Here is a 24,442-nt window from a genome sequence, read left to right as displayed (position 1 = left end):
AGGTGTGCTGATGAAAAAGGCGGTCGTCCTCGGCGCTTACGGCTTTATCGGTGCGGCTTGCGTCAGGGCCTTGCAGGCAGACGGTTATGCGGTCTGTGGTGTCGGGCGTTCTTTGGAAAGCGCAAAAAAGGTCTTTCCTGACCTCGTCTGGATAATTCGAGATATTTCCCAAACGCTGGAATCCGATTGGAAAGAATTGCTGGGTGATGCCGATGTCGTCGTGAACGCCTCCGGTGCACTGCAGGATGGAACACGTGACAATCTAAATGCAATCCACGTAGGCGCAGTGGAACGGATCGTTTCAGCGCTCTCAGGAACGCATGCGACATTTGTCCAGATTTCCGCTGCGGGCGTTTCTGAAGACGCGCCGACGGCGTTTTTCCGAACCAAAGCCCGCGGTGATGCAGTTGTCATGGCCTCTGCAACAAACTGGATCATTTTGCGGCCCGTTCTGGTGCTCGGTTCTGAAGCGTATGGCGGGTCCGCTTTGCTGCGCGCATCAGCAGCAACACCTTGCATCGGTGGCCGGGTCTTTGCCGATGCGCCTATCCAGACCATTCATGTCGACGATTTGGCGGCCGCGGTTGCTCACGCTGCCGGTGGTAAACTGGGAACCCATTTTGTTGCGGATCTTGGCGAAACAGAAACCCACACATTTGCGGAACTGACACGCAGGATCAGGTCCTGGCTTGGCTACCCAAAGTGGTCAGCGGAAATCGAAATACCTGAATGGCTGCTCAGGCTGGTTGGAACAGGTGCCGACCTGCTTGGCTGGTTGGGCTGGCGTTCGCCGCTAAGAACCAACGCCCTCCGTTCCTTGAAATCAGGCATCACCGGAGATCCGTCGCATTGGCATGAACGAGGTGGGTTGGCAGTTAGAAGCCTTGAAGAGACACTTGCAGCAATACCCGCAACGGCGCAGGAAAGAACCTTTTCGCGGATGTATCTCCTGTTGCCTCTGGCGATTGGCTGTTTGTCCGTTTTCTGGTTGTTGTCCGGACTGATCGGGATCTTGTCTTTCGAAAATGCGAAGTCCGTCCTGACAGAGCGCAATGTGTCATCCGGCATCGCCGCGGTTGCTGTGATCGGCGGCATTGTTGCGGATCTGGTGCTTGGCGCGGCTGTTCTTGTCAGGCGTTGGAGCCGGAAGGCATGTGCTGGCATGATACTGGTATCAGGTGCTTATCTCTTATTCGGGTCATGGCTTGCCGCCGATTTATGGTCAGACCCTCTTGGCCCCTTTGTCAAAGTACTTCCGGCAATTTTGCTGGCAGTGTTCGTTGCGTTCCTTCTGGAGGACCGCTGATGTGGTACGAACTGCTGCGATACGCGCATGTGATCGGAGCTTGCGTGCTACTTGGCACTGGTGCCGGCATTGCGTTTTTCATGGTCATTTCCAACCGGTCGCGAGACCCTCGCCTGATTGCCCACGTTTCCGGCATCGTTGTGCTGGCAGATACGGTATTTACGGCGACAGCTGCCGTGGCGCAGCCGATTACCGGATATCTGCTGACGCGCGAGGTCGGCTGGTCTCTGCTTGAAGGCTGGGTGCTGGTTTCACTCTGTCTTTATGTTTTTGTCGGCCTGTTCTGGTTGCCGGTGGTCTGGATCCAGATCAGAATGCACAGACTTGCAGTTGCCGCCGCTGAAGCCGGCACGAAATTGCCTGAGAGGTATCACCGGCTCTACCGGGTCTGGTTTGCATTTGGGTTTCCGGCCTTCTTCGCAGTAATGGCAATCGTGTGGCTCATGCTCACCAGGCCTGACTTTTCGCTGTAGCGCAGGCCGAAGTCTATTTTTCGGTGTCGTCAGGGCTTTTCCGCATCATCAACCAGACGATGAAGCCGATAAACGCAAATGTGCCGAGATTCAGAACGGTATCGAGAGGATCACCTGTCAGCATGTGTCTGTTCCTTTCGGCTGTCCTGCAACAGCGCCCGGATCAGGCAGGCAAGCAGAATGACAGTGATGAAGACAAAAGGCAGTGCGCCAAGTGCAATCAGGGTCCTGACCGCCGCCATCGAACCTGAAAGGATCATGGCTGCTCCGAGAACGCCCAGAAGCAGGCCCCAGATAACCCGAACCTTTGCACTCGGATTCGGGTTTCCACCGGTCGAGAACGTGCCCAGGACAAAGGCTGCGCTGACCACACTCGTAACGATGAACAGGAACGCCGCCAGGACTGTCGCAAGCGTTGTCAGCGTGGAAAAAGGCAAGCGGTCAAGCAGTGCGAAAGTCATGCGCTCAACGTTGGTCTGAGTGAGCGCCAGCAAGTCGCCCTGTCCATTGAGCGCATCGTAAATACCGATGCCTCCAAAAGCTCCGAACCATATGGTGGAAAAGAGTGTTGGGCCGATCAGAACACCGAGCACGAATTCCCTTATGGTGCGACCCTTGGAAATTCTCGCGACAAAGACGCCGACAAACGGGCCCCAGGCAATCCACCAGACCATGTAGGTCAGTGTCCAGTCCCGGAACCATTTACTGGCTTCGTCCCCGTAGAACGTGAAGGTTTCCAGGCCACGGGGGATTACGACGGCGACATAGCTGCCGATCCCGCTGACAATCGAATTGAGCAGGAATTCCGAGGGACCCAGAACAATGGTGTAGACCACCAACCCGATCGCAAGCGCCATGGCAATGTTGGAAAGCCTCGCCATGCCGGCCCCAAGATCAACGAGTAGGGGCGGTATGTAAGCAGCGATCATCAGAACAAACACCGTGCCGATCATCAGCGGTGTAGCCGTATCATTTCCCATGAGCACGGTTGCGCCGTCGGCAACCTGAAAAACGCCCATAGCAACCGATCCCGCGACACCTATGGCGATCGCCGCAATGGCCATGAAGTCGGAAAACCAGCCAAGTGCACTCGCCCAGAATTCGCCCGGGAACAGGTTTTTCAGCGGGGCACTGACCATCATTGGCGTTCCGCGCCGATAGCTGAAATAGGCAATGGCAAGGGCAGTCGTGCCGTAGATGGCCCAGGCGTGAATTCCCCAGTTGAAATTGGCGGCAAGGAGCGCCTGCTCGGCGGCTATCGGTTGGGGTAAGACGTCTTTCACGAAATAGAAGTGGGTCAGCGGCTCAGCCACGGCCCAAAATAGAAGCCCGACACCCATTCCGGCTGCAAACAGCATGGCGATCCATGTGGGTGTTGAGTATTCCGGCCGGTCGGTGTCGGCCCCCAACCGGATGTCACCGAATTTCGTCAGCGTAAGCGCCAGGCAGAACAGCAGCATGATCGTCACTGACAGCATGACAAACCAGCCACGGCTGATGAAATACTGATTGACGATGCTTTCGGCGAAGACCAACAGGCTGTCGGGTGAGATAACGCCCCATATTCCGACGAATGCACAAAGGCTGATGGAAGTTGCCAGTAATATGCGGGAGTTTTTCATGCCGATTCCTCGCCTTGCACTAACCTGCAAGCTAAACGGCTAACACCCGGAACGCAAAAGCGAATCGGCAAAAGCAAAGCGCAGGCAAGGGAGGAGCCTGCCTGCGCTTCGATTTGCCGCCTGGGACGATGTCCTATTCGGCGGCTTCTGTGACCGCCATCGGATTGTTCGGATGGGTGGTCCAGTTGGCGTAGTCCTTTTCGACCATTTTCTTTGTGCGCGGATCGATGCTGCCGGGTTTCATCGCTTCCATGGTGATGCAGTCCTCCACGGGGCACACACTGACGCACAGATTACATCCGACGCATTCCTCGTCGATCACTTCAAACCTGCGCTCACCATTGACCATGTTTGTAATCGCCTGGTGGGAGGTGTCCTCGCAGGCAATGTGACAACGACCGCATTGGATACACAGATCCTGATCGATCTTGGCCTTGGCAATGTAGTTGAGGTTGAGATACTGCCAGTCGGAAACATTCGGCACCGCGCTGCCGATAAACTGATCGACGGATGTATATCCCTTTTGGTCCATCCAGTCGCTCAAACCGTCAATCATGTCTTCTACGACTTTGAAGCCGTAGGTCATGGCCGCTGTGCAAACTTGAACCGATCCAGCTCCAAGCGCCATAAATTCAGCAGCGTCACGCCAGGTCGTGACACCGCCGATCCCGGAAATCGGCAGGCCATGTGTGGACGGGTCTCGCGCGATTTCGGCAACCATGTTCAGAGCAATGGGTTTGACCGCCGGGCCGCAATAGCCGCCATGTGCGCCTTTGCCGTCGACAGTCGGCGCTGGCGACATCACATCAAGGTCCACACCCATGATCGAATTGATGGTGTTGATCAGCGAGACGGCATCTGCGCCCCCGGCCTTGGCCGCCTGCGCAGGTTTGCGGATATCGGTGATGTTGGGCGTCAGCTTGACGATGCAGGGCATTCTGGAATGCTGCTTCACCCACCGGGTTACCATCTCGATATACTCAGGCACCTGGCCAACCGCCGAGCCCATACCACGCTCGCTCATGCCGTGCGGACAGCCGAAGTTGAGCTCCACACCATCCGCGCCGGTGTCCTCGACCTGCTTCAGGATGCTGACCCAGTTCTGCTCTTCACAAGGAACCATCAACGACACGACAAGAGCCCTGTCGGGCCAGTCACGCTTTACCTGCTTGATTTCCCGCAGGTTGACCTCCAGCGGTCGGTCGGTGATCAGCTCGATGTTGTTCAATCCGATGAGCTGCCTGTCCTTGCCGTGAATGGCACCGTAGCGTGGGCCGTTGACATTGACGACGGCAGGGTCTTCGCCGAGCGTTTTCCAGACAACGCCACCCCATCCGGCCTTGAAAGCCCGGACAACGTTGTATTCCTTGTCGGTTGGTGGCGCTGATGCCAGCCAGAACGGGTTCGGCGATTTGATACCGATAAAGTCTGTACGCAAGTCAGCCATAATGGCTCTCCCTCAAATATACGAATGCCGGCGCCGTTCAGGCGCTCAGGGCAGCGTTGATGCTTTCAGCAGCGATTTTGCCGTCTTCAACAGCCGTGACCGTGAGGTCTTCGCCGCCAGAGATGCAGTCACCCCCTGCCCACACATCCGCCAGACTCGTCTGTCGGTCGTCACCGACAACGATCCGGCCCTTCTCAAGGGTTATTGATCCGCCCAGATCCGTTTGAACCAATGTCTGTCCGACGGCCTTGAAAACCATGTCGGCGGGCAACGTGATTGTTTCGCCGGTGCCACCGAAGGAACCGTTCTGGTCCTGGGTCCGCTCCAGTTCAATAGCCGTGATCGCACCATTGGCACCGACTAGTGCCTTGGGTTGGGCCCAGGTCATGATCTTGACGCCGCTTGTCTGCGCAAGATGTTGCTCATATTCAGAAGCGTTCATCCGGTCCTGACCACGGCGATAGGCGATGGTCACGTCCTCAGCGCCAAGCAGCTTGGTCTGCACCGCGATATCGACAGCTGTCATTCCGCCGCCAATGACAACGACCCGGCGTCCAACGGGTAGTTTGGAGAGATCCTTGGCCTGACGAAGGTCCGCAATGTAGCTGACCGCGTCCATCGACCCGGATTTGTCTTCACCTTCAAGACCAAGAGAATTAACGCCGCCAAGGCCGATGCCCAGGAACACGGCATCATAGGAGGCGCGTAGTTCCGAAAGCTCGAGGTTCTCGCCGAGGCGCATCCCGGTCTTTAGCTCGATACCGCCGATCGACAGAATGAATTCGACCTCCCGCGCGGCAAAGTTATCGACCGACTTATAGGACGCAATGCCGAATTCGTTCAGGCCGCCTGCCTTTTCTCGCGCGTCGAAAAGGGTCACATCGTGACCGTGAACCGCAAGCCTGTGGGCACAAGAAAGTCCGGCTGGACCAGCACCCACGACGGCGACTTTTTTTCCGGTGGCAGCGCCGCGGGTAAATGGCGTTGTGTCATTTTCAGCCATGTAGTGGTCGGTTGCGTAGCGCTGAAGCTGGCCGATCTTGACCGGCTTACCTTCTGCCACTTCGCGCACACAAACCTGTTCACACAGCGTTTCAGTCGGACAAACGCGCGCGCACATGCCACCAAGGATATTCTGGTCGAAAATGGTTTTCGCCGAACCCGTCGGATTTCCGGTGGAAATCTGTCGAATGAATTGCGGAATGTCGATGCTTGTCGGACAGGCCTGCATGCAGGGGGCATCGTAGCAAAAATAGCAGCGATCGGCTTCGACCTGGGCTTCATGCGGTTCCAGCAGCGGATGCAGGTCGCTGAAGTTTTCTGCGTAAACGTCCTCAGGCAAGCGCCCGGTGGTGATGTCCGGGCCGGCTTTGGTCTGGGTCATGGAGATCTCCGGAAGGTTGGCGATCAAATTTCAAAGGGGCCTTCTTCGTTGTTTGAGAAGGCTTAGAACTCCATTGGAAAAAAATTTGAACAATTAGTCAAATATTTTTAGAACGATTAAAAACTTGAAGATAAAATTCAGCAATAAAGTTGCCGAAATTACAGTATCTTAGATCAAATTCAGGGCATGACTAAAAATGCGTCATTTGGTCTCTAGGTGCCAAGATGCACGTTTATTGTTTAGGGATTTTGGAAAAAGCGTGCCCAAAACCGCACGGCACAACAGATTTGTCTGCAGCAAAGGCGTCAATTTTCAAAGGACAAGATCCAGGCTGCAAAGCGCTGCTGCCTCAATCGGACAAGTCGAATTTCGCTATCGCTTCAGTTCAGCTCTTGGGAAGCACCGAACGGTCCTTGCCATTCGATACTTTTGAGCTGCTTGTTCAGCGTCGTGGCCAGACTGGTGAAGCCGAGGACGACCAGTGTGATTGGCCAGAACACGGAAGTCACCAGAACGCCGAGAAGGCGACTGGGAGTGCTCAGTCTATTGCCCAGAAGCTCAGCTGAAGAAACAATCAGAAACAGCAGTGTGACGGCACCATATAAAATGGTTCCGGCGAAAAACCCGACCATCATTTGCAAGTCCCACCTTTAGCTATGCAATACCGCGTCCCATGCCCTGTCGCGATATCCTACCCAAACTCATCACACGCGCAATATTTGGTGTAAATGTGGCAGTCTCGCCTAAAGGTTGGATAAGTCGAATACCTTTTGTTCGCTCTGGATTGCGGGGATAACTGCCCCCAGATGACGCTAGCGCCAAAGCCAAACGGGAAAGCGGAAGATCTCAAAGCACGTCAACGGGTCTATTCCGGATACCATAACTTGGCCTTCTCGGCACCACGCTCGATGATGACGTGCCCGTTGGCGAACACCCGATAACCGTGGCTCCAATCACCATCCGGCCATTTGACCCGGACATTGGCGCGTTCTGCAACACCGAGACCAAAATGTACAAAGCCCATCTGGCCAGATGCATGACCTGCCCCGATTTGTATGTCCTTGACCACAGTCCGGTTGCCGGTCTTGACACTGATCTTGGCACCAACGGCCCTTGCGTTCGGCTGCCCGGGCTGCCGAATGTCGACGGCGAGCCAGTTTCCAAGCGGCTTGGGAGTGTCGACTGAGCCCTGACCCAGATTGCGGAACAAGCTAACGGGTGCGGCACGGTTCACGACAATCAGGTCGAGCAAACCGTCGGAATTGAAATCGGCCAGGCCTGCCCCGCGGCCCCTTCGGTCAAGGCCGATGCCCGCCTGATCGCCGACCTCGGTAAATTTGCCGTTCCATTGGCCAATCAGCAGATTGTCCGGGTCATAGGCAGCGAAGTCAGGCATGGCCTCGACGTTGCCCTTGGCAATGTAAAGATCCCAGAGCCCGTCATTGTTGACGTCCTGAAACTCCGAATGCCAACCGGTAGATGGTTTCAGGTCGTCTCCGGCATAGGGCCTGTGGGCAGTCACGCCGAGGTCGAAGGCGATATCCTGGTAAACGGGAACGGTTTCGTCGTCTTCACCATCGAGCTTCTGCAGCTTGGTGTCACCCATGCTTGTCAGGGCATATTCCGGGAACCCGTCTACGTCCAGGTCGATGGACGCAATGCCCATGCCCCAGATTTTCAGATGCTGCCATCCGTCTGCCCGCCGGAACGGCCGTGGAGGCCGTCCGGGAGGCACCGACCAGAGCTGCTCTTCACCGCCTCGGTAATAGTGTCGGTCATTCGATATTCTCAACGCGGTTTCGCCGGATCGGTTCCAGTCGGTAAAGAGAATTGAAAGTGTGCAGAAGCCGGGCGAAAGGCGATTGGCCTCAGAGTATTTCACGCTGCCATCAGCTGCGCTTTCCGGTCGAAAGAGAAAGTTGTCATGGCAGGTTCCCCAGGGTGAACCCGGAGCGGACCGATCCACATAGTTGCCAAAAGCAAGAGTTGGAAAATCCTGTTCTGCTTCGTAGGTGGCCGAGAAGGCAGTTGTCCATTCGCGCCCACCGTCAAAACCAAGGGCCCTGTTTGCAACCTCGAACCGGCAGTCGCCCTTGCCCTCCAGGAGCAGGTTTTCACCAAGTCGAAGCAGGACAAGGTCCAAAGTGTCGTCATTGTTGAAATCGAGCGGATAGGCACCGAGCACTTTGCTCGCCTGCTTGGCGGTCAAGCCGCTTTTAACCGGAACAAACTTCAAGGCTCCGGCGGTCTGACTTTCATTTCGAAACAGTGCAGCTGGATTTTTGCCCCCGGCGATAAATAGATCAGGGCTACGGTCACCGTTGCAGTCGAAAATGGCCGTGCCGCCACCGACAAAAAACTCCCACGCGCCGTCATAAGTGTGGTCGATACCGGCCGACTGTGCTTCTTCTGAAAAGACTGGAACGGGCGCAAGAGATGATGGGCGTTCTTCTGCGCCAGCTCCGATGAATGATCCGGAAGCCGCGTTTGCCAGAGCGCAGAGCGCAAGAGAAAGGCTCAATCGGGTCATTCGGCGATCTCCAGACTGCGCAGGAATGCAATTACAGCCTGCCGCTCGGCCTCCTCAAGGGTCTCATAGCTCTTCCGGCTTTCTGTGGCCTCGCCGCCATGGGCGCGGATCACTTCGTTCAGCGTCGTCAGATCACCGCGGTGTCCATATGGTGCCGTGCTGCCTATGCCCCAAAGTTCGGCGGTAATGAAGACATCCCGCGCGACGAAACGCTGCGCAAGAAGTTCGTTGCCAAACGTGTCGTTGGCCGCGTCCGCGATCTTATGACGTTTCAAATCGCCGTAAAGTGGCACCAGAACACGACCGTTTTCATCCCTTGGCAACGCCTGAACCCAGTCCAGAGTGGCCAGATCAAGCGCAAGCGGCGTCGCCATATCGCTTTGTCTCAGTGTCCCGGCAGTATCGATTGGTCCCGGATCATGAAATACAAGGCTATCGAGCGGTAAAGCGGGAATATGGCAGGAGGCACATCCGATATCTGCAAAGACCTTTTCACCTTTGTCGGCTGCCTCTTGCCAGACATCCGGCAGGTTTTCCTTGCGAGTTGGTGCTGGCAGCGTTGCCTGGAAAGCAACCAGGGCTGATATCTGTCCAGGCGACATTTCGTCAGCAAAGCCGTCCAGGTCGTGATCGTCCGTGCCCGTCCAGGTGCTACCGAAACGCTCACTTGGCTGTATCCCGTGGTGAGCGTTCATGGCGTTCACCGTAAACTGCCGGAGAGACGAGAATACCCCCTTCTGGCTGAAGGGCCGAAGGGTCAGATCATCGTCGATGCCTTCAAGGCCGGAAACATCCAGTGTGCCGTCAGGAAATGCGGTCAACGTGCCGAAGGTGACGCCCTTGGATACAAGGTCGATCTCCTCGGCTTGCCCGCTTTTGCGGGCCTCTGCCAGAACAGACTTTCTTTGAGCCCGCAATTCTGCGGTCATTTCACGCGCAAGCAGCTCAATCAGTCCCGCACCCTGCAACGCATTGGTGTTGCGTTCGTTGGAAAACTGCGGGTCGATCGTATCGAAGTCAGCGCTTTCAAAGCCCTCCGATACAAAGACATTTGCGGTAAATGACCCGGCACCGCCCGTCACCGGCTCATTGTGGCAGGAGGCACAGGCATTGGCGTCGGGCCCAGCCAAACGCTGAAACGCCAAATGCGAGCGCCTGCGCACCTTGGTTGGAACAATCGCGCCGGTGGCGTCCGGGCGTCCTGCGCCGTCAAGCGTGGTGAATTTGGCGGAAAACAGGCTTTCACCCAGGGGCAGCAGTATCTCAAGAGGATCCTGACCGGATGCGGCCAGTGCATCGATATCGACATCCTCCTGAATTGCCCTTTCGCTCCACGGCAGAACATCGGGGTCCGCGACCGCAGTGCTGGCCATCATGGTCGTCAGAACGGTTGCCGGTAGTGTGAGCTTTTTGGCGTACGTCATGCGGACACCTTCTTCCCAGAACTTGCCGCACGCTCTCCTGGCAGCGAATCTGTCCCCAGAAAGTCCTTGTCGAGCCGTTCCATGGACTGAGCGATAAGGCCACTGCGGATAAAATCTTCATTCCAGGGCATGACGTCGAGCGAAAAGTTGTTCCTCAGATCGGCCACAAGTGCTTCCTCGAGCCCTTCCCACATGCCCTTTTCCATGAATGAAAACGCACGCATTGCCGCACCGGTCAGAACCACCCGTTTCGGATCGATCATGGCAATCACCCGGGCAAGACCGTAACCCAGAACGCGGCCAGCCTCATGAAAGGCTGTGCGGGCGTCGTCGTCTCCAGAACTTGCGAGCTCTATCAGCCTTGCAAGACCACTGACGCCTGCATCAATGGTGATCGGATCGGTGGTTTCCGGCATGTGGGACGCTGCGCGAACCAGCGCATAGTCGGAAAGGTAGGCCTCAAGGCATCCCCTTTTGCCGCACCGGCAAAGAGCACCGCCCGGAATGTGGTTGGCGTGGCCGAATTCGGCCGCGGTGCCGCTTGCGCCGGAAAACAGCTGATTGTTGAGGTAGAGCCCCATTCCGACACCGTAGTCCAGCATGATCACCGCAAATGTGCCGCTATAGCGGTTGGGATCGGACCAGTGGAGCGCTTCGGTGATCATGTTGGTGTCGTTGGAGATGTAGCAGTCGGCACCAAAGGCTGTGCGCAGGGGGTCGACCACGGGGATTTTTCTACCCGCGAATGCAGGGCTCCACGACACAATTCCGCTTTCTGTTTCCACAACCCCTTGGGCGGCAACTCCGATTTCCCTGACACGCGACGGGCCGACACCGGCCTCCTGCAGAAAATCTCTGATGGCATCCACAAGCGTCTTGGGGAAACTCTGCGCGTCTGCGGTCGCACTGTCGAAATAGGCACGTTTGTCTTGCGTGACTTCTCCGGCAAAATTGACCAGAGACATGTCGATATGGTTCACCGACAAGCGCACGCCTACGGTGTAAACCGCATCGGGATTGAGTTTCAGCAAGGTGCGTGGACGGCCACGCGCCTGATGTGTTTTGGGCTCCTCACTTTCCAGACTGAGGATCAATCCCTGGTCCAGCAAGTCAGAGGTAATGGCCGTGACAGTCGCCGGACTGAGGCGTGTCATATGGCCGAGATCGATCCGTGCCATGGGACCGTTCCGGCGCAGGGCCTGAAGTACAATACTACGATTTTGCCGCCGGATCTGATCCCGGTCCGCCTTGCGTGTCATGCTCGCTCAGCTCTTCCCAAGGTGTTTCCTCTGCCCGGGTTTCTCCCGGTTTTTCTGCCCTCATGCGTCATTTTTTGATCTCTCGGAGCAGAGTTTTGCAAAACCATGTTGACAGGAGCGGCGCTTTACTGCAACTTTTTTTCGGACACCAAAAAAAATAACAACAAGGTTGTCCTAAATGAAGACGCCACAATCGGCGTTAGCGACATTGACGCATTTTAGGCGTGGCCGACCGACGTGGGCCGTGCCAACTGGAGGAAACATCGCGATGCGTAAAATCACCACTTTGCTGGCGGGCGCTCTGCTGTCCGCGACCGCTCTGACTGCCGCCAATGCAGACGACGTTGTTGTCGGCGTGAGCTGGTCCAACTTCCAGGAAGAGCGCTGGAAAACAGACGAAGCAGCCATCAAGGGCGCTTTGGATGCTGCTGGCGCGAAATACATCTCCGCCGATGCGCAGAGCTCTTCCGCAAAGCAGCTGTCTGACGTTGAAGCCCTGATTGCTCAGGGCGCGACCGCACTGATCATCCTGGCTCAGGATGCGCAGGCGATCGGCCCGGCTGTTCAGGCTGCAGCTGACGAAGGTATCCCGGTCGTGGGCTATGACCGCCTGATCGACGACCCGCGCGCTTTTTATCTGACTTTCGACAACGTCGAAGTTGGCCGTATGCAGGCTGCTGAAGTTCTGGCTGCTGCGCCGAAAGGCAACTACGTCATGATCAAGGGCTCCCCGACTGACCCGAATGCGGACTTCCTCCGCGGTGGTCAGCAGGAAGTTCTGCAGGCAGCTATCGACTCCGGCGACGTGAAGATCGTTGGCGAGGCCTACACCGACGGTTGGCTTCCGGCGAATGCTCAGCGGAACATGGAACAGATCCTGACGGCAAACGACAACAAGGTTGACGCCGTTGTTGCTTCCAATGACGGCACCGCAGGTGGTGTTGTCGCAGCTCTGACAGCTCAGGGCATGGAAGGCATCCCGGTCTCCGGTCAGGACGGCGACCACGCCGCACTGAACCGTGTTGCCAAGGGCACTCAAACGGTTTCCGTTTGGAAAGACGCTCGTGAGCTCGGCAAGGCTGCCGGTGAAATCGCAGTGTCGCTCGCTAACGGCACCGAAATGAGCGGTGTTGACGGTGCAGCCGCATGGTCGTCTCCGTCCGGTTCCGAGCTGACAGCCAAATTCCTGGCTCCGCTGCCGATCACCAAGGACAACTTGAGCGCTGTTGTAGATGCAGGCTGGATCACCAAGGACGACCTCTGCCAGGGCGTTTCCGGTGGCCCGGCACCTTGTAACTAATAACAGTACGCCAAACGCGCGGCCCCGGTTAAACTAACCGGGGCCTCTTCACAGGGATCGCTTGAAACAGAGCATTCCACGGGATGGGCCACCCGATGCGAAAGCGTAATGGGCTCCAAGCAGGAGTAACCTCTATGTCCGACACTGCACTGTCGGGGTCCAAAGGCCCGACAGCACGAAACATCTTTGCCGCGTTGCAGCTCGATACTCGGCTGCTTGGCATGATCGGCGCGTTCATTGTCCTTTGTCTTGCGTTCAATGTGTTCACGGACGGCCGGTTTCTTACACCGCGTAACATCTTCAACCTGACGATCCAGACCGTATCCGTGGCCATCATGGCGACCGGCATGGTGTTCGTCATCGTCACCCGACACATCGATTTGTCCGTCGGCTCCCTGCTTGCAACCGTCGCGGCGGTCATGGCGGTCGTGCAGACAGACATCCTGCCGCCAATCCTCGGGCTGGGTCATCCAGGTATCTGGATCCTGGCGATCGTGATCGGCGTGGTCGTCGGTGCCACCATCGGTGCCTTTCAGGGATGGATGATCGGTTATCTGGGCATCCCGGCTTTCATCGTCACGCTCGGCGGCCTTCTGGTCTGGCGAAATGTGGCATGGTTCATCACCTCCGGCCAGACAATCGGTCCGCTCGATGAAACCTTCACGATGATCGGCGGCATCGGCGGCACGATGGGCGAAACCGCATCGTGGATCTTCGGACTGTTGGCCGTTGCTGCTGCAATTTGGCTGCAGGTGGCATCCAGGCGCCGCAAGTCCGCGCACGGATTTCCGGTGAAACCCGCATGGGCCGAAGCCACGATGGGGGCGATCACAACGATTGCGATCCTCGGTTTCGTCTGGATCCTGAATTCCTACGACATTCCAAAGGCGCGCCTGAAGCGGATCTTCGAAGCCAATGGCGAGACCCTCCCTGAAGGGCTCACAATGGGCTACGGCATCCCCTATTCGGTGCTGCTTTTGATCGTGGTTGCGGTGGTGATGACCATCGTTGCGCGTCGAACCCGGCTCGGACGCTATATCTTTGCAACGGGTGGAAACCCGGATGCAGCCGAGTTGTCGGGCATCAACACCCGGTTCCTGACAGTCAAGGTCTTCGCGCTTATGGGCGGTCTCGCCGCTCTGGCGGGTGCGGTTGCAGCAGCACGCCTCGGCTTTTCGACCAACGATATCGGCACGCTCGATGAGCTTCGTGTCATTGCAGCAGCCGTAATTGGTGGAACCGCGCTGGCGGGTGGTGTCGGGACGATCTACGGCGCGATCCTGGGGGCATTGATCATGCAATCATTGCAATCGGGAATGGCCATGGTCGGCGTCGATGCACCGCTTCAGAACATCGTGGTCGGAACCGTCCTGGTTCTCGCGGTTCTGGTCGACATCATCTATCGCAAGCGCACGGGGGACTGATCAATGGACGCACCTCTCGTAGAACTGAAAGACATGTGCATCTCCTTTGGCGGTGTGCGCGCGGTGGACCATGTGTCTGTCGATCTTTACCCGGGCGAAGTCGTTGGTCTTCTGGGCCACAACGGCGCCGGCAAGTCCACACTGATCAAGATGCTGTCGGGTGCTTACAAGTCCGACAGCGGCGAGATCCGCATCAATGGCAAGGAAGTTCATATTCATTCGCCGCGGGACGCGCGCGCGCAAAACATCGAGACCATCTACCAGACGCTGGCTTTGGCGGACAATCTCGATGCAGCGTCGAACATGTTCCTCGGCCGCGAACTGACATCGCCGCTCGGCTTTGTCGATGACGATGCGATGGAAGCCGAAACCCGCAAGATCATGGGGCGTCTCAATCCGAATTTCAAAAAGTTCCATGCGCCGGTGAAGGCTCTTTCTGGCGGTCAGCGTCAGTCTGTGGCAATTGCCCGTGCGGTCTACTTCAACGCCAAGATCCTGATCATGGACGAACCGACGGCAGCGCTCGGGGTTCATGAAACGCAAATGGTTGCGGAGTTGATCCAGGAACTGAAGAAGCAGGGTCTGGGCATCTTCCTGATCAGCCACGACATTCATGATGTCTTTCAGCTGTGTGACCGGATTGCCGTCATGAAAAACGGCCAACTGGTCGGGACAGCCAAAACGACGGATGTCACCGATGACGACGTGCTTGGCATGATCATCCTCGGCAAATGCCCCTCCGGCGCGACACCGGGCCCTGGTGCCCTTGTCGATGACACGGTGGTCGGATAAACCAACAGGACCCGCGATCATGGTGTCGCGGGTCCATGGTCTTCGCGCATGCGCCGGTCACTCCGGTCGGCCAGGCGCGAGATACGTCGTGCCGATACCCGGTCCGGGGATTCGGCCTTCTTTTTGATGCAGTTTGAGGAACGCACCTCATGTATATCGGTCTCGATATCGGCACAAGCTCGGTCAAAGCCATTCTTCTTGATGAGGACCAGTCTCTGGTTGCCTCGGCAACGTCGGACCTGACCGTTGAGCGTCCGCATCCCGGTTGGTCGGAGCAGGACCCGGACAGCTGGTGGACAGCGTGTGAAAACGTTCTTGATGCCTTGAAGGCTGAAGCTCCAGAGGCGCTGGCTGCAGTGAAGGGCATCGGCCTTTCCGGTCATATGCACGGGGCAACTTTGCTGGATGACGCCGGCAAACCGCTCAGGCCCTGCATCCTCTGGAACGATGGCCGTTCAAGCAAGCAGTGTGCAGAACTGCAGGACGCTGAGCCGAAATTCTTGTCGCTTGGCGGCAACCTGGTCATGCCGGGCTTTACCGCACCGAAACTTCAATGGGTGCGTGAAAACGAAACTGAGATCTTTGCACGAACCGCCAAAGTGCTGCTGCCGAAAGACTATGTCCGGTTCAGACTGACCGGTGAATACGCGGGGGACATGTCGGACAGCGCAGGGACGCTTTGGCTGGATGTTGCAAAGCGGGATTGGAGCGACGACCTTCTTGCAGCAACAGGTCTGACACGCGCTCACATGCCACGGCTTGTGGAAGGCTCATCACCATCCGGCGTGCTGAAGCCGGATCTTTGCGCCCGCTGGGGTATTGAAAAAGCTCCTGTCGTTGCGGGCGGTGGTGGCGACAACGCAGCCTCCGCATGTGGAGTAGGGGCCGTCGAACCAGGGTCGGCCTTTGTATCGCTGGGGACGTCGGGCGTTCTCTTCGTTACAAATGACCGGTTTTCACCAAATGTTGCAGGCGCAGTTCACGCATTTTGCCATGCCGTACCGGACACGTGGCACCAGATGGGAGTGATCCTGTCGGCAACCGACAGTCTGAATTGGCTGGCGGGTGTCTTGAAAAAGACACCAGCGGCACTGACCGGTGAACTTTCGAAAGTGTCGGCGCCTTCGGCGGTTTCATTCCTGCCCTATCTGGGCGGTGAGCGGACGCCGCATAATGACGTCGACATCCGTGCGGGGTTTTTCGGGATCTCGCATGACACCGGCGATGCAGAACTGACCCATGCAGTGCTCGATGGTGTTGCCTTCGCTTTGAAGGATTGCCTTGAGGCCTTGAGTGTCGCAGGCACGCGTGTCGACCGGCTGCTGGCGGTGGGCGGTGGATCGCGCTCCGATACCTGGCTGGAAATCATTGCCAGCCTGTTGAACGTGACCGTGGACGTTCCGGTCGACGGAGATTTTGGCGGATCGCTCGGGGCTGCACGCCTTGGCCAAGCAGCTGCTCTTGGGACGACGGAGGGTATTTTTTCAAAGCCATCCATCAAGGCCAGCATAGAGCCCCGTCCCGCACTGACAGAATCATACGCTGAGGCCTATGGGCGCTGGCGCAAGCTTTATCCGGCTCTGAAGCAGTCCGGTTTCTGAAATTCCAAGGAGATTTGATTATGAGCACTGGGTTTTTTGGCGATTTGCAGCCGATTCAATATGCCGGTTCGTCGAGCAGCGATCCGCTGACATACCGCCATTACAACAAGGACGAAATCGTTCTGGGCAAGCGCATGGAAGACCATTTGCGCCTCGCGGTTTGCTACTGGCACAATTTCTGTTGGCCCGGGTCCGATCCATTCGGCGGCGAAACCTTCATGAGAGCCTGGATGACTGCCGGCGGCGACCCGATGGATCAGGCCCGGCTGAAGGCTGATGTTGCGTTTGAGATGTTCCAGATCCTGGGCATGCCGTTCTTCACATTCCATGACCGGGATATCGCTCCTGAAGGCAAGACGCTCGCCGAGAGCAATGCCAACGTAAACGCGATTGCCGATATCTTTGAAAAGAAAATGGCCGATACCGGCATCGGCCTGTTGTGGGGAACGGCGAACATGTTCTCCAACCGCAGGTTCATGAGCGGCGCTGCCACGAACCCGGACCCGGATGTCTTCGCTTACGCGGCGGCGCAGGTGAAGAACGCCATGGACGTAACCCAACGCCTCAACGGTGCCAACTATGTCCTTTGGGGTGGGCGCGAGGGCTATGAAACCCTGCTCAACACCAACATCAAGCAAGAGCTTGATCAGCTCGGCCGGTTCCTCAACATGGTGGTCGAGTACAAACACAAGATCGGCTTCAAAGGCGCTATCCTGATTGAACCAAAACCTCAGGAACCGTCCAAACACCAGTACGACTATGATGTCGCGACCGTCTATGGCTTCCTGAAGGCCTATGGGCTGGAAAACGAAGTCAAGATGAACATCGAACAGGGCCATGCGATCCTGGCCGGTCATTCCTTCGAACACGAACTGCATATGGCGCGTTCACTCGGCATTTTCGGATCCGTGGATATGAACCGGAACGATTATCAGTGTGGCTGGGACACCGATCATTTCGGCATGAACGTTCCTGAGCTGGCACTGGCCTATTATGAAATCCTGTTGGCTGGCGGGTTTACCAGCGGCGGTACGAATTTCGATGCCAAACTGCGACGTCAGTCGCTTGATCCAGTTGATCTGATCCAGGCGCATGTCGGCTCTGCAGACGCAATTGCGCGTGGCTTGAAGGCGGCAGCCGAAATGATCGAGGACGGTCGGATGAAAGGCTTCGTCGATGACCGCTATGCCGGTTGGCAAAAGCCGGAAAACGCCGAAATACTTAAGGGCGGTTCTTCTCTTGAAGCTCTGGCTGAAAGGGTGCACACCAGCGATCTGGAGCCTCAGCCGAAATCCGGCAAGCAGGAATATCTGGAAAGCCTCGCCAATCTGTTTGTCTAAGAGAACGGCACATTTCTGCGCTGGTCAGTCGGTCCGGCCAGCGCAGTCTTCAACAGGCGACCGCTGACGGCGGCAACGTTCGGAACAATATCGAACGCTTTCCCACGTCTTCACCCATTTTCTGCGCCACGAGAACGGGCGACCGCAGAAAGCGCATAGCTTTTCGGGCAGGTCGCCTTTCTTGCGCATCTTCATACGCCGTCTCCAAAGAGGTCCGATTGCCTCGGATCCTTCCGGCGGGTGTTGCGGCGGCGCGCACTCTGTCCGCGCATTGGAATCCCGCTTTTTCGACTGCCATGTTTCGATTGGATATCGGCGGCCTTTCCTCGAAAGGCATAGCCCTTGCGAACGGCCCAGACTTTTTCCCGTGCTTCCTTTGCTGCGCTCAGGTGATCAACCACAGGAAACGGATATGTTTTGTCGAGCACTTTGGATGCGTTGTCCGCTTTCCAGGGCTCATGAACAAAGGCTGGATCAATTTGGGCCAGTTCAGGCACCCAGCGTCGAACAAAGTCGCCGGTGGGATCCTGATCTTGTCCCTGTTTCACCGGATTGTAGATCCTGATCGTATTGATGCCGGTCGTCCCGGATTGCATCTGCACTTGCGGCCAGTGGATACCCGGCTCGTAGTCTGTAAACAGTCTGGCGAGATGGAGCCCCGGAGCTCTCCAGTCAAGCCAAAGGTGATAACTGGCAACTGCCATCAGCATGGCTCGCATGCGGAAATTCATCCAGCCGGTTTGATGAAGCGCACGCATGCATGCGTCGACAAAAGGTAGGCCGGATTCACCGGTTTGCCAGGCCCTCAGACGTGTCTGGTCCGGCTCCCTTGATCTCAGTCCGTCATAGGCGCGATGCAGGTTGTCAAATTCCAGACGTGGCTCGTCTTCCAGTTTCTGCATGAAGTGGCAATGCCAGTGGAGGCGTCCGGAAAAGGAGCGCATGGCACCCTGCCACGTGCTTTTGCCAGGTTCGTTTGAGTGCTTCAGGTTGCGCTGTCGGTCCCATGTTGCCTGTGCGACTTCACGCATGGAAAGCGTTCCGAACGCAAGGTGCGGGGACAGGCGGGAGCAAGCATCAAAGGCCTTGACCGGTGTCGCCATTGCAGCGCGATAGGGTTTTCCGCGCTTGAAAAGGAAGCTCTCCAGTGTGTCCAGAGCAGCCTTTCTACCGCCAATTTGTCGTCCTTTGCACGGGTCTGGCGAAAGGCCAATCTCACTTGCTGTCGGCACATGTCCGGGATCAATGCCGGACAAGGTTTTGAGACAGGGCGTTTCAATAGGCTCGACGGCCATGAAAGTGTCCCAGCGATTTGCCCATCCGTCTCTGGACTCAAGGCGGCGAATGACACCGGTTTGTCGACATTCAGTCCAGACGATCCCGTTTGTGCGGCACCAGTCAGCAACCTGTTTGTCCCTCTGATAGGTCCAGCCGTTTCCCGTCTCCTCGTGAGACCAAAGACCCGCGATTGATGTCTGTTGCAAAAGTCGGGTCAAAACATCAGTCACAGCGCCAACGCGAACGATCAACGGCTGGCCTTGCAACGCAAGATCTTCCTTAAGGCCTTCAAGGCATTCCTGTAGAAATGAATACTGCCGTGCGGAAAAATCCGGCTGGGTCCAAAGTGAAGGCTCAACGACATATAGCGGCAGGACCTGGCCTCTCAGCACAGCACGTTTTAGTGGTTCATGATCCTGTATTCGCAGATCTCTTTTGAACCAGACAACTTGAACTGAAGGTGACACTGTTGAGCAGACCCGACGATTGACCTTGTTATCTTTACGCCGCGCACTGCATTCGGATTTGCGGAGCGCGTCCTTACATCCAGTCGAGCATCTGAGTGCCGTCGGGGTCCGACAGGGAATGCAGGCGATTGGCAGCATGGCGTGCAAATCTGTGAGTGACTGATTTGCGCGTCGCGGCAGCGAGTTTGTGTTCAGGCGCATTGCGCAGGATTTCGGCGCCATAGCCGTCGGAAACAATCAGCCCCGCTTCATCCGGAAAAATGTCCAGCGGGACGTCAGGATGAGTTGCAAAAAAAAGACGGTCGCAGTGCTCCCGATAGTCTGGCCATTTGCTGTCTGCTCGGAAGTCGGCGATCGAGGATTTGACTTCGACAATCCATATTTCGTGTTTTGGTCCGAGCGCAATCAGATCAGCGCGACGGGAAGAGGCAAGCGTGACTTCTGCAAGCGAAGCGAAGTTGAGCTGCCGGAGCAAACGCGCCGTCCCGCGCCAAACCTTGAGCGCTGTGTCGGACTGACGCCCGTCTTTCAATGGATCGTCGAGTTGTAGCCTGCCTGGGGATTGCCCAATATCGTTATTCATTCTAATTTTGTTCCATGTTTGTTCGATTTTTTCAAGGGTCATTGAGAAGTTGCACAAACGATGGAGTTGACCTGACGTGAGAAATTGCGTGTCCTAGAAGTCGTTTCGGGCGGCACACACACGGAGGTGTCGACCGATTGGATATGCCAAACCGGGAGGGAACTGGCGCTTGCGAAAACTATTGAATGTTGTCTTTCTGGCGAGCCTGTTTGCTGCCCTCTCGTCTGCAGCGCATGCAGGCAAGGGAGATCGTCTTTTCCAGGTGCCCAAATCCGCCCCGCTTTTGCAGGGCAAGACGCTTGATTTGAGATTTGCTGAATTTGCCCAGGGGATCTGGGTTCGTGAACTGGAAAATTGCCCTGTGCCGCGTGTTGACCGAAGCGAACCGGGATCCGCCCTGGTGATCTATCGGGGATTGCTGGAAACGCCGGGCAGGATTTGCCAGGTCTATGGGGCCGAGCGCGCCGGTCGCATGACACAACGTGCCGCAATCAACTGCCTTTTGAACGATGGTGGTGAATCCATCGAGCTGGTGACCGTCCAGCCACGTGGCACGGATGGGTTGCTCGTACAGGAAGGCGAAAAAGTGCCTGTTCACTTCAGATTTTGCCGTAAGATCATCCCGATCCTGCAGTCTCAAAAAAGCAACTGACCCTGAAACTAGATCTCGGGTCCCGACCAGACGGCTGATCGAGCCGGTTTCTTGGGCGTGCGCGATTCCGCGATATGAGCCGTCAAAGGATCGAGCGCGCACAGGGCGTCGTATTGGCTCAAGAACACCTGACCAGTCAGGTGATCCAGAAAATCGGTGCGCTTCAATCGATCCATGACCGGACCTTTGACTTCCGACAGATGAAACGTGACGTCCGAATCCCAGAGCCTGAGATTGATTTCTTCAAGGCTTTCAAGCGCACTGGCATCAACGGCATTCACTGCGGGACACATCAGAACCACATGATCGATATCCGGATTTTCTGCCACAAGGGCATAGGCCCGATCTTCCAGATACCGTGAATTGGCGAAAAAGAGGCTTTCATCGACCCGCAATGTCAGAACACTGTCTCCGGTAATCACCTTGTGTCTGTCGATATTACGAAAGTGTTCGGTGCCAGGAACGATTCCGACAATCGCGGTGTGGGGCCGGCTGGAACGATAAAGATAAAGCGCTATCGACAGGCCGACGCCTGTCACCACGCCCTGTTCGACACCAAAAAACAGAGTGACAAGGATGGTGGCCGCCATGGCTGCGAAGTCGCTCTTGGAATAGGCGTAGGTGCGTCGAATGGCACCAAAATCAACAAGCGATAGAACGGCGACGATGATTGTGGCTGCAAGTGTGGCCTGTGGCAGAAAGGTCAAAAGCGGCGTCAGAAACAGCGTCGCAAGCGCGATGCCGACGGCCGTGAATGCGCCGGCTGCAGGTGTTGCGGCACCAGCATCGAAATTGACCACCGAGCGCGCGAAACCGCCGGTGACCGGGTAGCCGCCGGAGACCGCTGAAGCAATGTTGGACGCACCAAGGCCGATCAGTTCCTGATCCGGTTCGATACGTTGGCGTTTCTTGGCCGCAAGGGTCTGTGCGACAGAAACCGACTCCACGAAACCGATGACCGAAATCAGGAGCGCAGGCCCGGCCATGGCCAGCCAAAGGTCACTGTCAAAGGATGGCAGTTGCGGTACCGGCAAACCGGAGGGAATATCGCCAACAATCCTGACACCGCGCTCACCCAATTCAAATGCCGCAGAAAGGATCGTCGTTGCAGCGACCGCTGCCACTGGCCCGGCCTTGGTTAGGATGTCGGCCAGAAAAGGCTTCAGCCCAATACCGAGCAACATCTTTTTCAGGCTTTTCCTGACCCAGAACAGAAACCCTGTCGCGCTGAACCCGATAGCGAAAGTGATCCAGTTGACCTCATTGAGGTGAGACACAATCGACAGAACAATGTCGTATAACGTGTGGCCATGTGCTTGAACACCGAGAAGATGTTTCAGCTGGCTGGAAGCAATCAGAAGGCCTGAGGCGGTTATGAAGCCCGAGATGACCGGGTGACTGAGGAGGTTGGCCAGAAATCCGAGGCGAAACAGCCCCATGAGCACAAGCATCAGACCCGAGACAAACGCCAGCACGATAGCCGCGCCCAGATATTCCGGCGTACCCTGCTGAGCAAATTCACCCACCGCGGAAGCAGTCATGAGCGACACGACGGCAACGGGGCCGACGGCCAATGCCCGGCTGGTGCCGAAAATTGCATAGGCGACCAAAGGAAGAATGGAAGCGTAGAGCCCGACCTCCGGGGGAAGTCCCGCGAGCAGCGCATAGGCCAACGACTGCGGGATCAGCATGATCGTCACGATCACCGCGGCAACCAGGTCGCTGGTCGCCGTCTCCCTGTCGTAGCGGCTGCCCCAGTCAAGTATGGGCAAATAACGCTGAAACCGGATCATCTTGTGCCTTTTCGAGAGCAAAACGAGCCGGAAATCCGGCCCGAAGGAGGTTGGGAAAGAACTCTTCGACTGCGGTCAGGCAGCACTGACCTTTTCAGGTTTTGCCATCCATTCCTTGCCACGCAACATGGCGCGCCAATAGACGGGTGGCAAAATGCGTTCTTTCAAGAGCCATGCAGTCCGCGTTGGCCTGGTCCCGTCCACCAGCCAACGCGGAAAGCTCGGCAACAGCGTTCCGCCATAACCGAACTCGGCAAGTACAATCTTGCCGCGCTCAACCGTTAGCGGACAGGATCCATAACCGTCATACTGTGCCGTGGCGCTGTGTCCTTGTATGTCGGAAACGATGTTCTCTGCCACAACGGGTGCCTGCTTGCGCGCAGCTGCAGCGGTTTTGGCATTTGGTGCATTCATGACATCACCCAGAGACCAGATATTCTCGAACGTCTTGTGCCTGAGTGTCGACTGGTCGACGTCGATCCAGCCTGCCGCGTCGGCGAGAGGTGATACCCGGACAAAATCCGGTGCGACTTGGGGTGGGGTCACATGGATCATGTCAAACTCGACATCAATCTGCCTGGGCACCGCATCGGGGACCTTGACCTCGAAAACAGCTTTCTTGGAGGGCCCGTCGATGGCAATCAGGTTGTGAAAGAAATTCAGGTCAGCGCCGTAAAGCTCTATGTATTCCATCAAGGCGGGAACGTAGTCCTTGACCCCGAACAGTGCACCACCGGCATTCATGAACTGAATATCGATCTTGCCGAGCCGTCCTGACTTGTTCCAGTGATCTGCTGACAGATACATCGCCTTTTGCGGCGCACCGGCACATTTGATCGGCATGGGTGGCTGCGTGAAGACGGCACGGCCTTCCTGCATTTTTTGAACCAGCTGCCAGGTGTAAGGGGCCATGTCGTAGCGATAATTCGATGTGACACCGTTCTTGCCGAGCGTGTCGACCAGCCCTTCGACCTTGTGCCAATCGAGTTTGAGGCCTGGGCAAACTACGAGGCGGCTGTATTTCACAACGCGGCAACCATCGAGTAGGATGGCATTGTCTTTCGGTTCGAAAGCTGCAACCGCCGACTTGATCCAGTGCACGCCTTTCGGAATGAGTGAGCCCATGGTCCGGGCCGTATCGGAAGCTTGGAAAATACCGCCACCGACCATGGTCCATCCGGGCTGGTAGTAGTGCACATCAGCCGGATCAATTATGGCGATGTCCAGATCGGATTTTCTGGAGAGGAGGCTGGAAGCAACCGAAATGCCCGCCGCTCCGCCGCCGACAACCACGACATCGAACCTGGCATCTTCCACTGCATCCGTCGGCGTCCGTCCGCCATTGGCGATCCGACGCACAACACCTGCCATGTCGTAACCGGCAGCCTTTGTCTGGGCCAGAATATCGGCCAATGGCAGCGTTTCAGCCTGCGACAAGGACCAAAGTGTTGCCGAGCGGGTGCCTGTGCGGCAATAGGCCAGAATCGGCTTTGGCAATTCCTCCATCAATTTGCCGAAGTCGTCCGCATCCTCGTCTCGCACCTTGCCCGCAACAATAGGCAGATAACGTGCCTCGAGACCGAGCTTCATCGCGGCGGCCTCGATTTCCTCAAAGACCGGTTGATCCGCGCCTTCCCCGTCGGGTCTGTTACAGATAACGGATCGAAATCCCTGCTGTGCGATTTCTGCCAGGTCTTGCGGGCGGATTTGCGGTGCTACCGAAATACGTTCATTGATGGGGTTCATGGATTGCCGCCTCCTGCCGGC

Annotated in this window: 20 protein-coding genes; 8 read left to right on the top strand and 12 right to left on the bottom strand. The window is 56.7% G+C overall.

Annotation, left to right across the window (positions count from 1 at the left end; all coding sequences use genetic code 11):
• Positions 1-10: 10 nt before the first annotated feature.
• Positions 11-1,306, top strand: a complete 1,296-nt coding sequence (locus FIV00_RS00515) for an SDR family oxidoreductase (protein WP_152498984.1) — start codon at positions 11-13, stop codon at positions 1,304-1,306.
• Positions 1,306-1,779, top strand: coding sequence for a DUF2269 domain-containing protein (locus FIV00_RS00510; protein WP_152498983.1), 474 nt, complete (start codon positions 1,306-1,308; stop codon positions 1,777-1,779). The genes FIV00_RS00515 and FIV00_RS00510 overlap by 1 nt, the downstream gene beginning before the upstream one ends.
• 110 nt (positions 1,780-1,889) lie before the next feature.
• Here FIV00_RS00510 and FIV00_RS00505 read toward each other — a convergent pair whose 3' ends face one another.
• From FIV00_RS00505 to FIV00_RS00475, 7 genes are all read right to left on the bottom strand, one after another.
• The gene (locus FIV00_RS00505; protein WP_152498982.1) at positions 1,890-3,401 is read right to left on the bottom strand and encodes a BCCT family transporter; all 1,512 of its coding nucleotides are present in this window, start codon (positions 3,399-3,401) and stop codon (positions 1,890-1,892) included.
• A 133-nt stretch (positions 3,402-3,534) separates the two neighbouring features.
• Positions 3,535-4,848, bottom strand: a complete 1,314-nt coding sequence (gene preA / locus FIV00_RS00500; RefSeq protein WP_152498981.1) for an NAD-dependent dihydropyrimidine dehydrogenase subunit PreA — start codon at positions 4,846-4,848, stop codon at positions 3,535-3,537.
• A 37-nt stretch (positions 4,849-4,885) separates the two neighbouring features.
• The gene (locus FIV00_RS00495) at positions 4,886-6,232 is read right to left on the bottom strand and encodes an NAD(P)-dependent oxidoreductase (protein WP_152498980.1); all 1,347 of its coding nucleotides are present in this window, start codon (positions 6,230-6,232) and stop codon (positions 4,886-4,888) included.
• Positions 6,233-6,612: 380 nt separating this feature from the next.
• Positions 6,613-6,867: a hypothetical protein gene (locus tag FIV00_RS00490; RefSeq protein ID WP_152498979.1), complete on the bottom strand. Its 255-nt coding sequence runs from the start codon at positions 6,865-6,867 to the stop codon at positions 6,613-6,615.
• 230 nt (positions 6,868-7,097) lie between these two features.
• The gene (locus tag FIV00_RS00485) at positions 7,098-8,762 is read right to left on the bottom strand and encodes a CRTAC1 family protein (RefSeq protein ID WP_152498978.1); all 1,665 of its coding nucleotides are present in this window, start codon (positions 8,760-8,762) and stop codon (positions 7,098-7,100) included.
• A complete protein-coding gene (locus tag FIV00_RS00480) occupies positions 8,759-10,186 on the bottom strand; it encodes a di-heme oxidoredictase family protein (RefSeq protein ID WP_152498977.1) in 1,428 nt (475 codons plus the stop codon). Before FIV00_RS00480 ends, FIV00_RS00485 begins: the two co-directional genes overlap by 4 nt.
• A complete protein-coding gene (locus tag FIV00_RS00475; protein ID WP_152498976.1) occupies positions 10,183-11,445 on the bottom strand; it encodes an ROK family transcriptional regulator in 1,263 nt (420 codons plus the stop codon). The genes FIV00_RS00480 and FIV00_RS00475 overlap by 4 nt, the downstream gene beginning before the upstream one ends.
• A 268-nt stretch (positions 11,446-11,713) precedes the next feature.
• On the opposite strand from FIV00_RS00475, the gene xylF reads away from it, so the two are divergent.
• The 5 genes from xylF to xylA all read left to right on the top strand — a co-directional run bounded on the left by xylF (position 11,714) and on the right by xylA (position 17,902).
• Positions 11,714-12,745 (top strand): D-xylose ABC transporter substrate-binding protein, encoded by a 1,032-nt coding sequence (gene xylF, locus FIV00_RS00470; protein WP_152498975.1) that lies wholly within the window; start codon positions 11,714-11,716, stop codon positions 12,743-12,745.
• Positions 12,746-12,879: 134 nt separating this feature from the next.
• Positions 12,880-14,169, top strand: coding sequence for a sugar ABC transporter permease (locus FIV00_RS00465; RefSeq protein ID WP_152498974.1), 1,290 nt, complete (start codon positions 12,880-12,882; stop codon positions 14,167-14,169).
• Positions 14,170-14,172: 3 nt separating this feature from the next.
• Positions 14,173-14,961, top strand: a complete 789-nt coding sequence (locus FIV00_RS00460) for an ATP-binding cassette domain-containing protein (protein WP_152498973.1) — start codon at positions 14,173-14,175, stop codon at positions 14,959-14,961.
• Between the two features lie 149 nt (positions 14,962-15,110).
• Positions 15,111-16,562, top strand: a complete 1,452-nt coding sequence (gene xylB / locus FIV00_RS00455; protein WP_152498972.1) for a xylulokinase — start codon at positions 15,111-15,113, stop codon at positions 16,560-16,562.
• Positions 16,563-16,582: 20 nt separating this feature from the next.
• Positions 16,583-17,902: a xylose isomerase gene (gene xylA, locus FIV00_RS00450; RefSeq protein WP_152498971.1), complete on the top strand. Its 1,320-nt coding sequence runs from the start codon at positions 16,583-16,585 to the stop codon at positions 17,900-17,902.
• 24 nt (positions 17,903-17,926) lie between these two features.
• On the opposite strand, the gene FIV00_RS00445 is transcribed toward xylA, so the two are convergent.
• The 3 genes from FIV00_RS00445 to FIV00_RS00435 all read right to left on the bottom strand — a co-directional run bounded on the left by FIV00_RS00445 (position 17,927) and on the right by FIV00_RS00435 (position 20,230).
• The gene (locus FIV00_RS00445; protein ID WP_152504049.1) at positions 17,927-18,091 is read right to left on the bottom strand and encodes a DUF2256 domain-containing protein; all 165 of its coding nucleotides are present in this window, start codon (positions 18,089-18,091) and stop codon (positions 17,927-17,929) included.
• A 2-nt stretch (positions 18,092-18,093) separates the two neighbouring features.
• Entirely contained in the window at positions 18,094-19,572 is a 1,479-nt protein-coding gene (locus FIV00_RS00440) for a cryptochrome/deoxyribodipyrimidine photo-lyase family protein (RefSeq protein ID WP_247649315.1), read from the bottom strand.
• 148 nt (positions 19,573-19,720) lie between these two features.
• Positions 19,721-20,230, bottom strand: coding sequence for an MmcB family DNA repair protein (locus FIV00_RS00435; RefSeq protein ID WP_152498969.1), 510 nt, complete (start codon positions 20,228-20,230; stop codon positions 19,721-19,723).
• 169 nt (positions 20,231-20,399) lie between these two features.
• Between FIV00_RS00435 and FIV00_RS00430 the strand changes: the two genes are divergently transcribed.
• Positions 20,400-20,882, top strand: a complete 483-nt coding sequence (locus tag FIV00_RS00430; RefSeq protein ID WP_152498968.1) for a hypothetical protein — start codon at positions 20,400-20,402, stop codon at positions 20,880-20,882.
• An 8-nt stretch (positions 20,883-20,890) separates the two neighbouring features.
• Here the strand turns inward: FIV00_RS00430 and FIV00_RS00425 are convergent, their stop codons facing one another.
• Positions 20,891-22,675, bottom strand: a complete 1,785-nt coding sequence (locus tag FIV00_RS00425; protein ID WP_173005828.1) for a SulP family inorganic anion transporter — start codon at positions 22,673-22,675, stop codon at positions 20,891-20,893.
• Between the two features lie 75 nt (positions 22,676-22,750).
• Positions 22,751-24,421: a bifunctional protein tyrosine phosphatase family protein/NAD(P)/FAD-dependent oxidoreductase gene (locus FIV00_RS00420; RefSeq protein WP_152498967.1), complete on the bottom strand. Its 1,671-nt coding sequence runs from the start codon at positions 24,419-24,421 to the stop codon at positions 22,751-22,753.
• Positions 24,422-24,442: the final 21 nt, after the last annotated feature.

This window comes from Labrenzia sp. THAF82, assembly GCF_009363435.1.
In the GTDB taxonomy this organism is placed as follows: domain Bacteria; phylum Pseudomonadota; class Alphaproteobacteria; order Rhizobiales; family Stappiaceae; genus Roseibium; species Roseibium porphyridii.
Note: the sequence above shows the minus strand (reverse complement) of the source record. Positions and strands in the feature narration are given on the sequence as shown.

What these genes read in the sequence shown, in the direction of transcription:
- FIV00_RS00515 (WP_152498984.1), top strand. Translation starts at nt 11, where the DNA reads ATGAAAAAGGCGGTCGTCCTCGGCGCTTACGGCTTTATCGGTGCGGCT.
- FIV00_RS00510 (WP_152498983.1), top strand. Translation starts at nt 1,306, where the DNA reads ATGTGGTACGAACTGCTGCGATACGCGCATGTGATCGGAGCTTGCGTG.
- FIV00_RS00505 (WP_152498982.1), bottom strand. Translation starts at nt 3,401, where the DNA reads ATGAAAAACTCCCGCATATTACTGGCAACTTCCATCAGCCTTTGTGCA.
- preA (WP_152498981.1), bottom strand. Translation starts at nt 4,848, where the DNA reads ATGGCTGACTTGCGTACAGACTTTATCGGTATCAAATCGCCGAACCCG.
- FIV00_RS00495 (WP_152498980.1), bottom strand. Translation starts at nt 6,232, where the DNA reads ATGACCCAGACCAAAGCCGGCCCGGACATCACCACCGGGCGCTTGCCT.
- FIV00_RS00490 (WP_152498979.1), bottom strand. Translation starts at nt 6,867, where the DNA reads ATGATGGTCGGGTTTTTCGCCGGAACCATTTTATATGGTGCCGTCACA.
- FIV00_RS00485 (WP_152498978.1), bottom strand. Translation starts at nt 8,762, where the DNA reads ATGACCCGATTGAGCCTTTCTCTTGCGCTCTGCGCTCTGGCAAACGCG.
- FIV00_RS00480 (WP_152498977.1), bottom strand. Translation starts at nt 10,186, where the DNA reads ATGACGTACGCCAAAAAGCTCACACTACCGGCAACCGTTCTGACGACC.
- FIV00_RS00475 (WP_152498976.1), bottom strand. Translation starts at nt 11,445, where the DNA reads ATGACACGCAAGGCGGACCGGGATCAGATCCGGCGGCAAAATCGTAGT.
- xylF (WP_152498975.1), top strand. Translation starts at nt 11,714, where the DNA reads ATGCGTAAAATCACCACTTTGCTGGCGGGCGCTCTGCTGTCCGCGACC.
- FIV00_RS00465 (WP_152498974.1), top strand. Translation starts at nt 12,880, where the DNA reads ATGTCCGACACTGCACTGTCGGGGTCCAAAGGCCCGACAGCACGAAAC.
- FIV00_RS00460 (WP_152498973.1), top strand. Translation starts at nt 14,173, where the DNA reads ATGGACGCACCTCTCGTAGAACTGAAAGACATGTGCATCTCCTTTGGC.
- xylB (WP_152498972.1), top strand. Translation starts at nt 15,111, where the DNA reads ATGTATATCGGTCTCGATATCGGCACAAGCTCGGTCAAAGCCATTCTT.
- xylA (WP_152498971.1), top strand. Translation starts at nt 16,583, where the DNA reads ATGAGCACTGGGTTTTTTGGCGATTTGCAGCCGATTCAATATGCCGGT.
- FIV00_RS00445 (WP_152504049.1), bottom strand. Translation starts at nt 18,091, where the DNA reads ATGCGCAAGAAAGGCGACCTGCCCGAAAAGCTATGCGCTTTCTGCGGT.
- FIV00_RS00435 (WP_152498969.1), bottom strand. Translation starts at nt 20,230, where the DNA reads ATGAATAACGATATTGGGCAATCCCCAGGCAGGCTACAACTCGACGAT.
- FIV00_RS00425 (WP_173005828.1), bottom strand. Translation starts at nt 22,675, where the DNA reads ATGATCCGGTTTCAGCGTTATTTGCCCATACTTGACTGGGGCAGCCGC.
- FIV00_RS00420 (WP_152498967.1), bottom strand. Translation starts at nt 24,421, where the DNA reads ATGAACCCCATCAATGAACGTATTTCGGTAGCACCGCAAATCCGCCCG.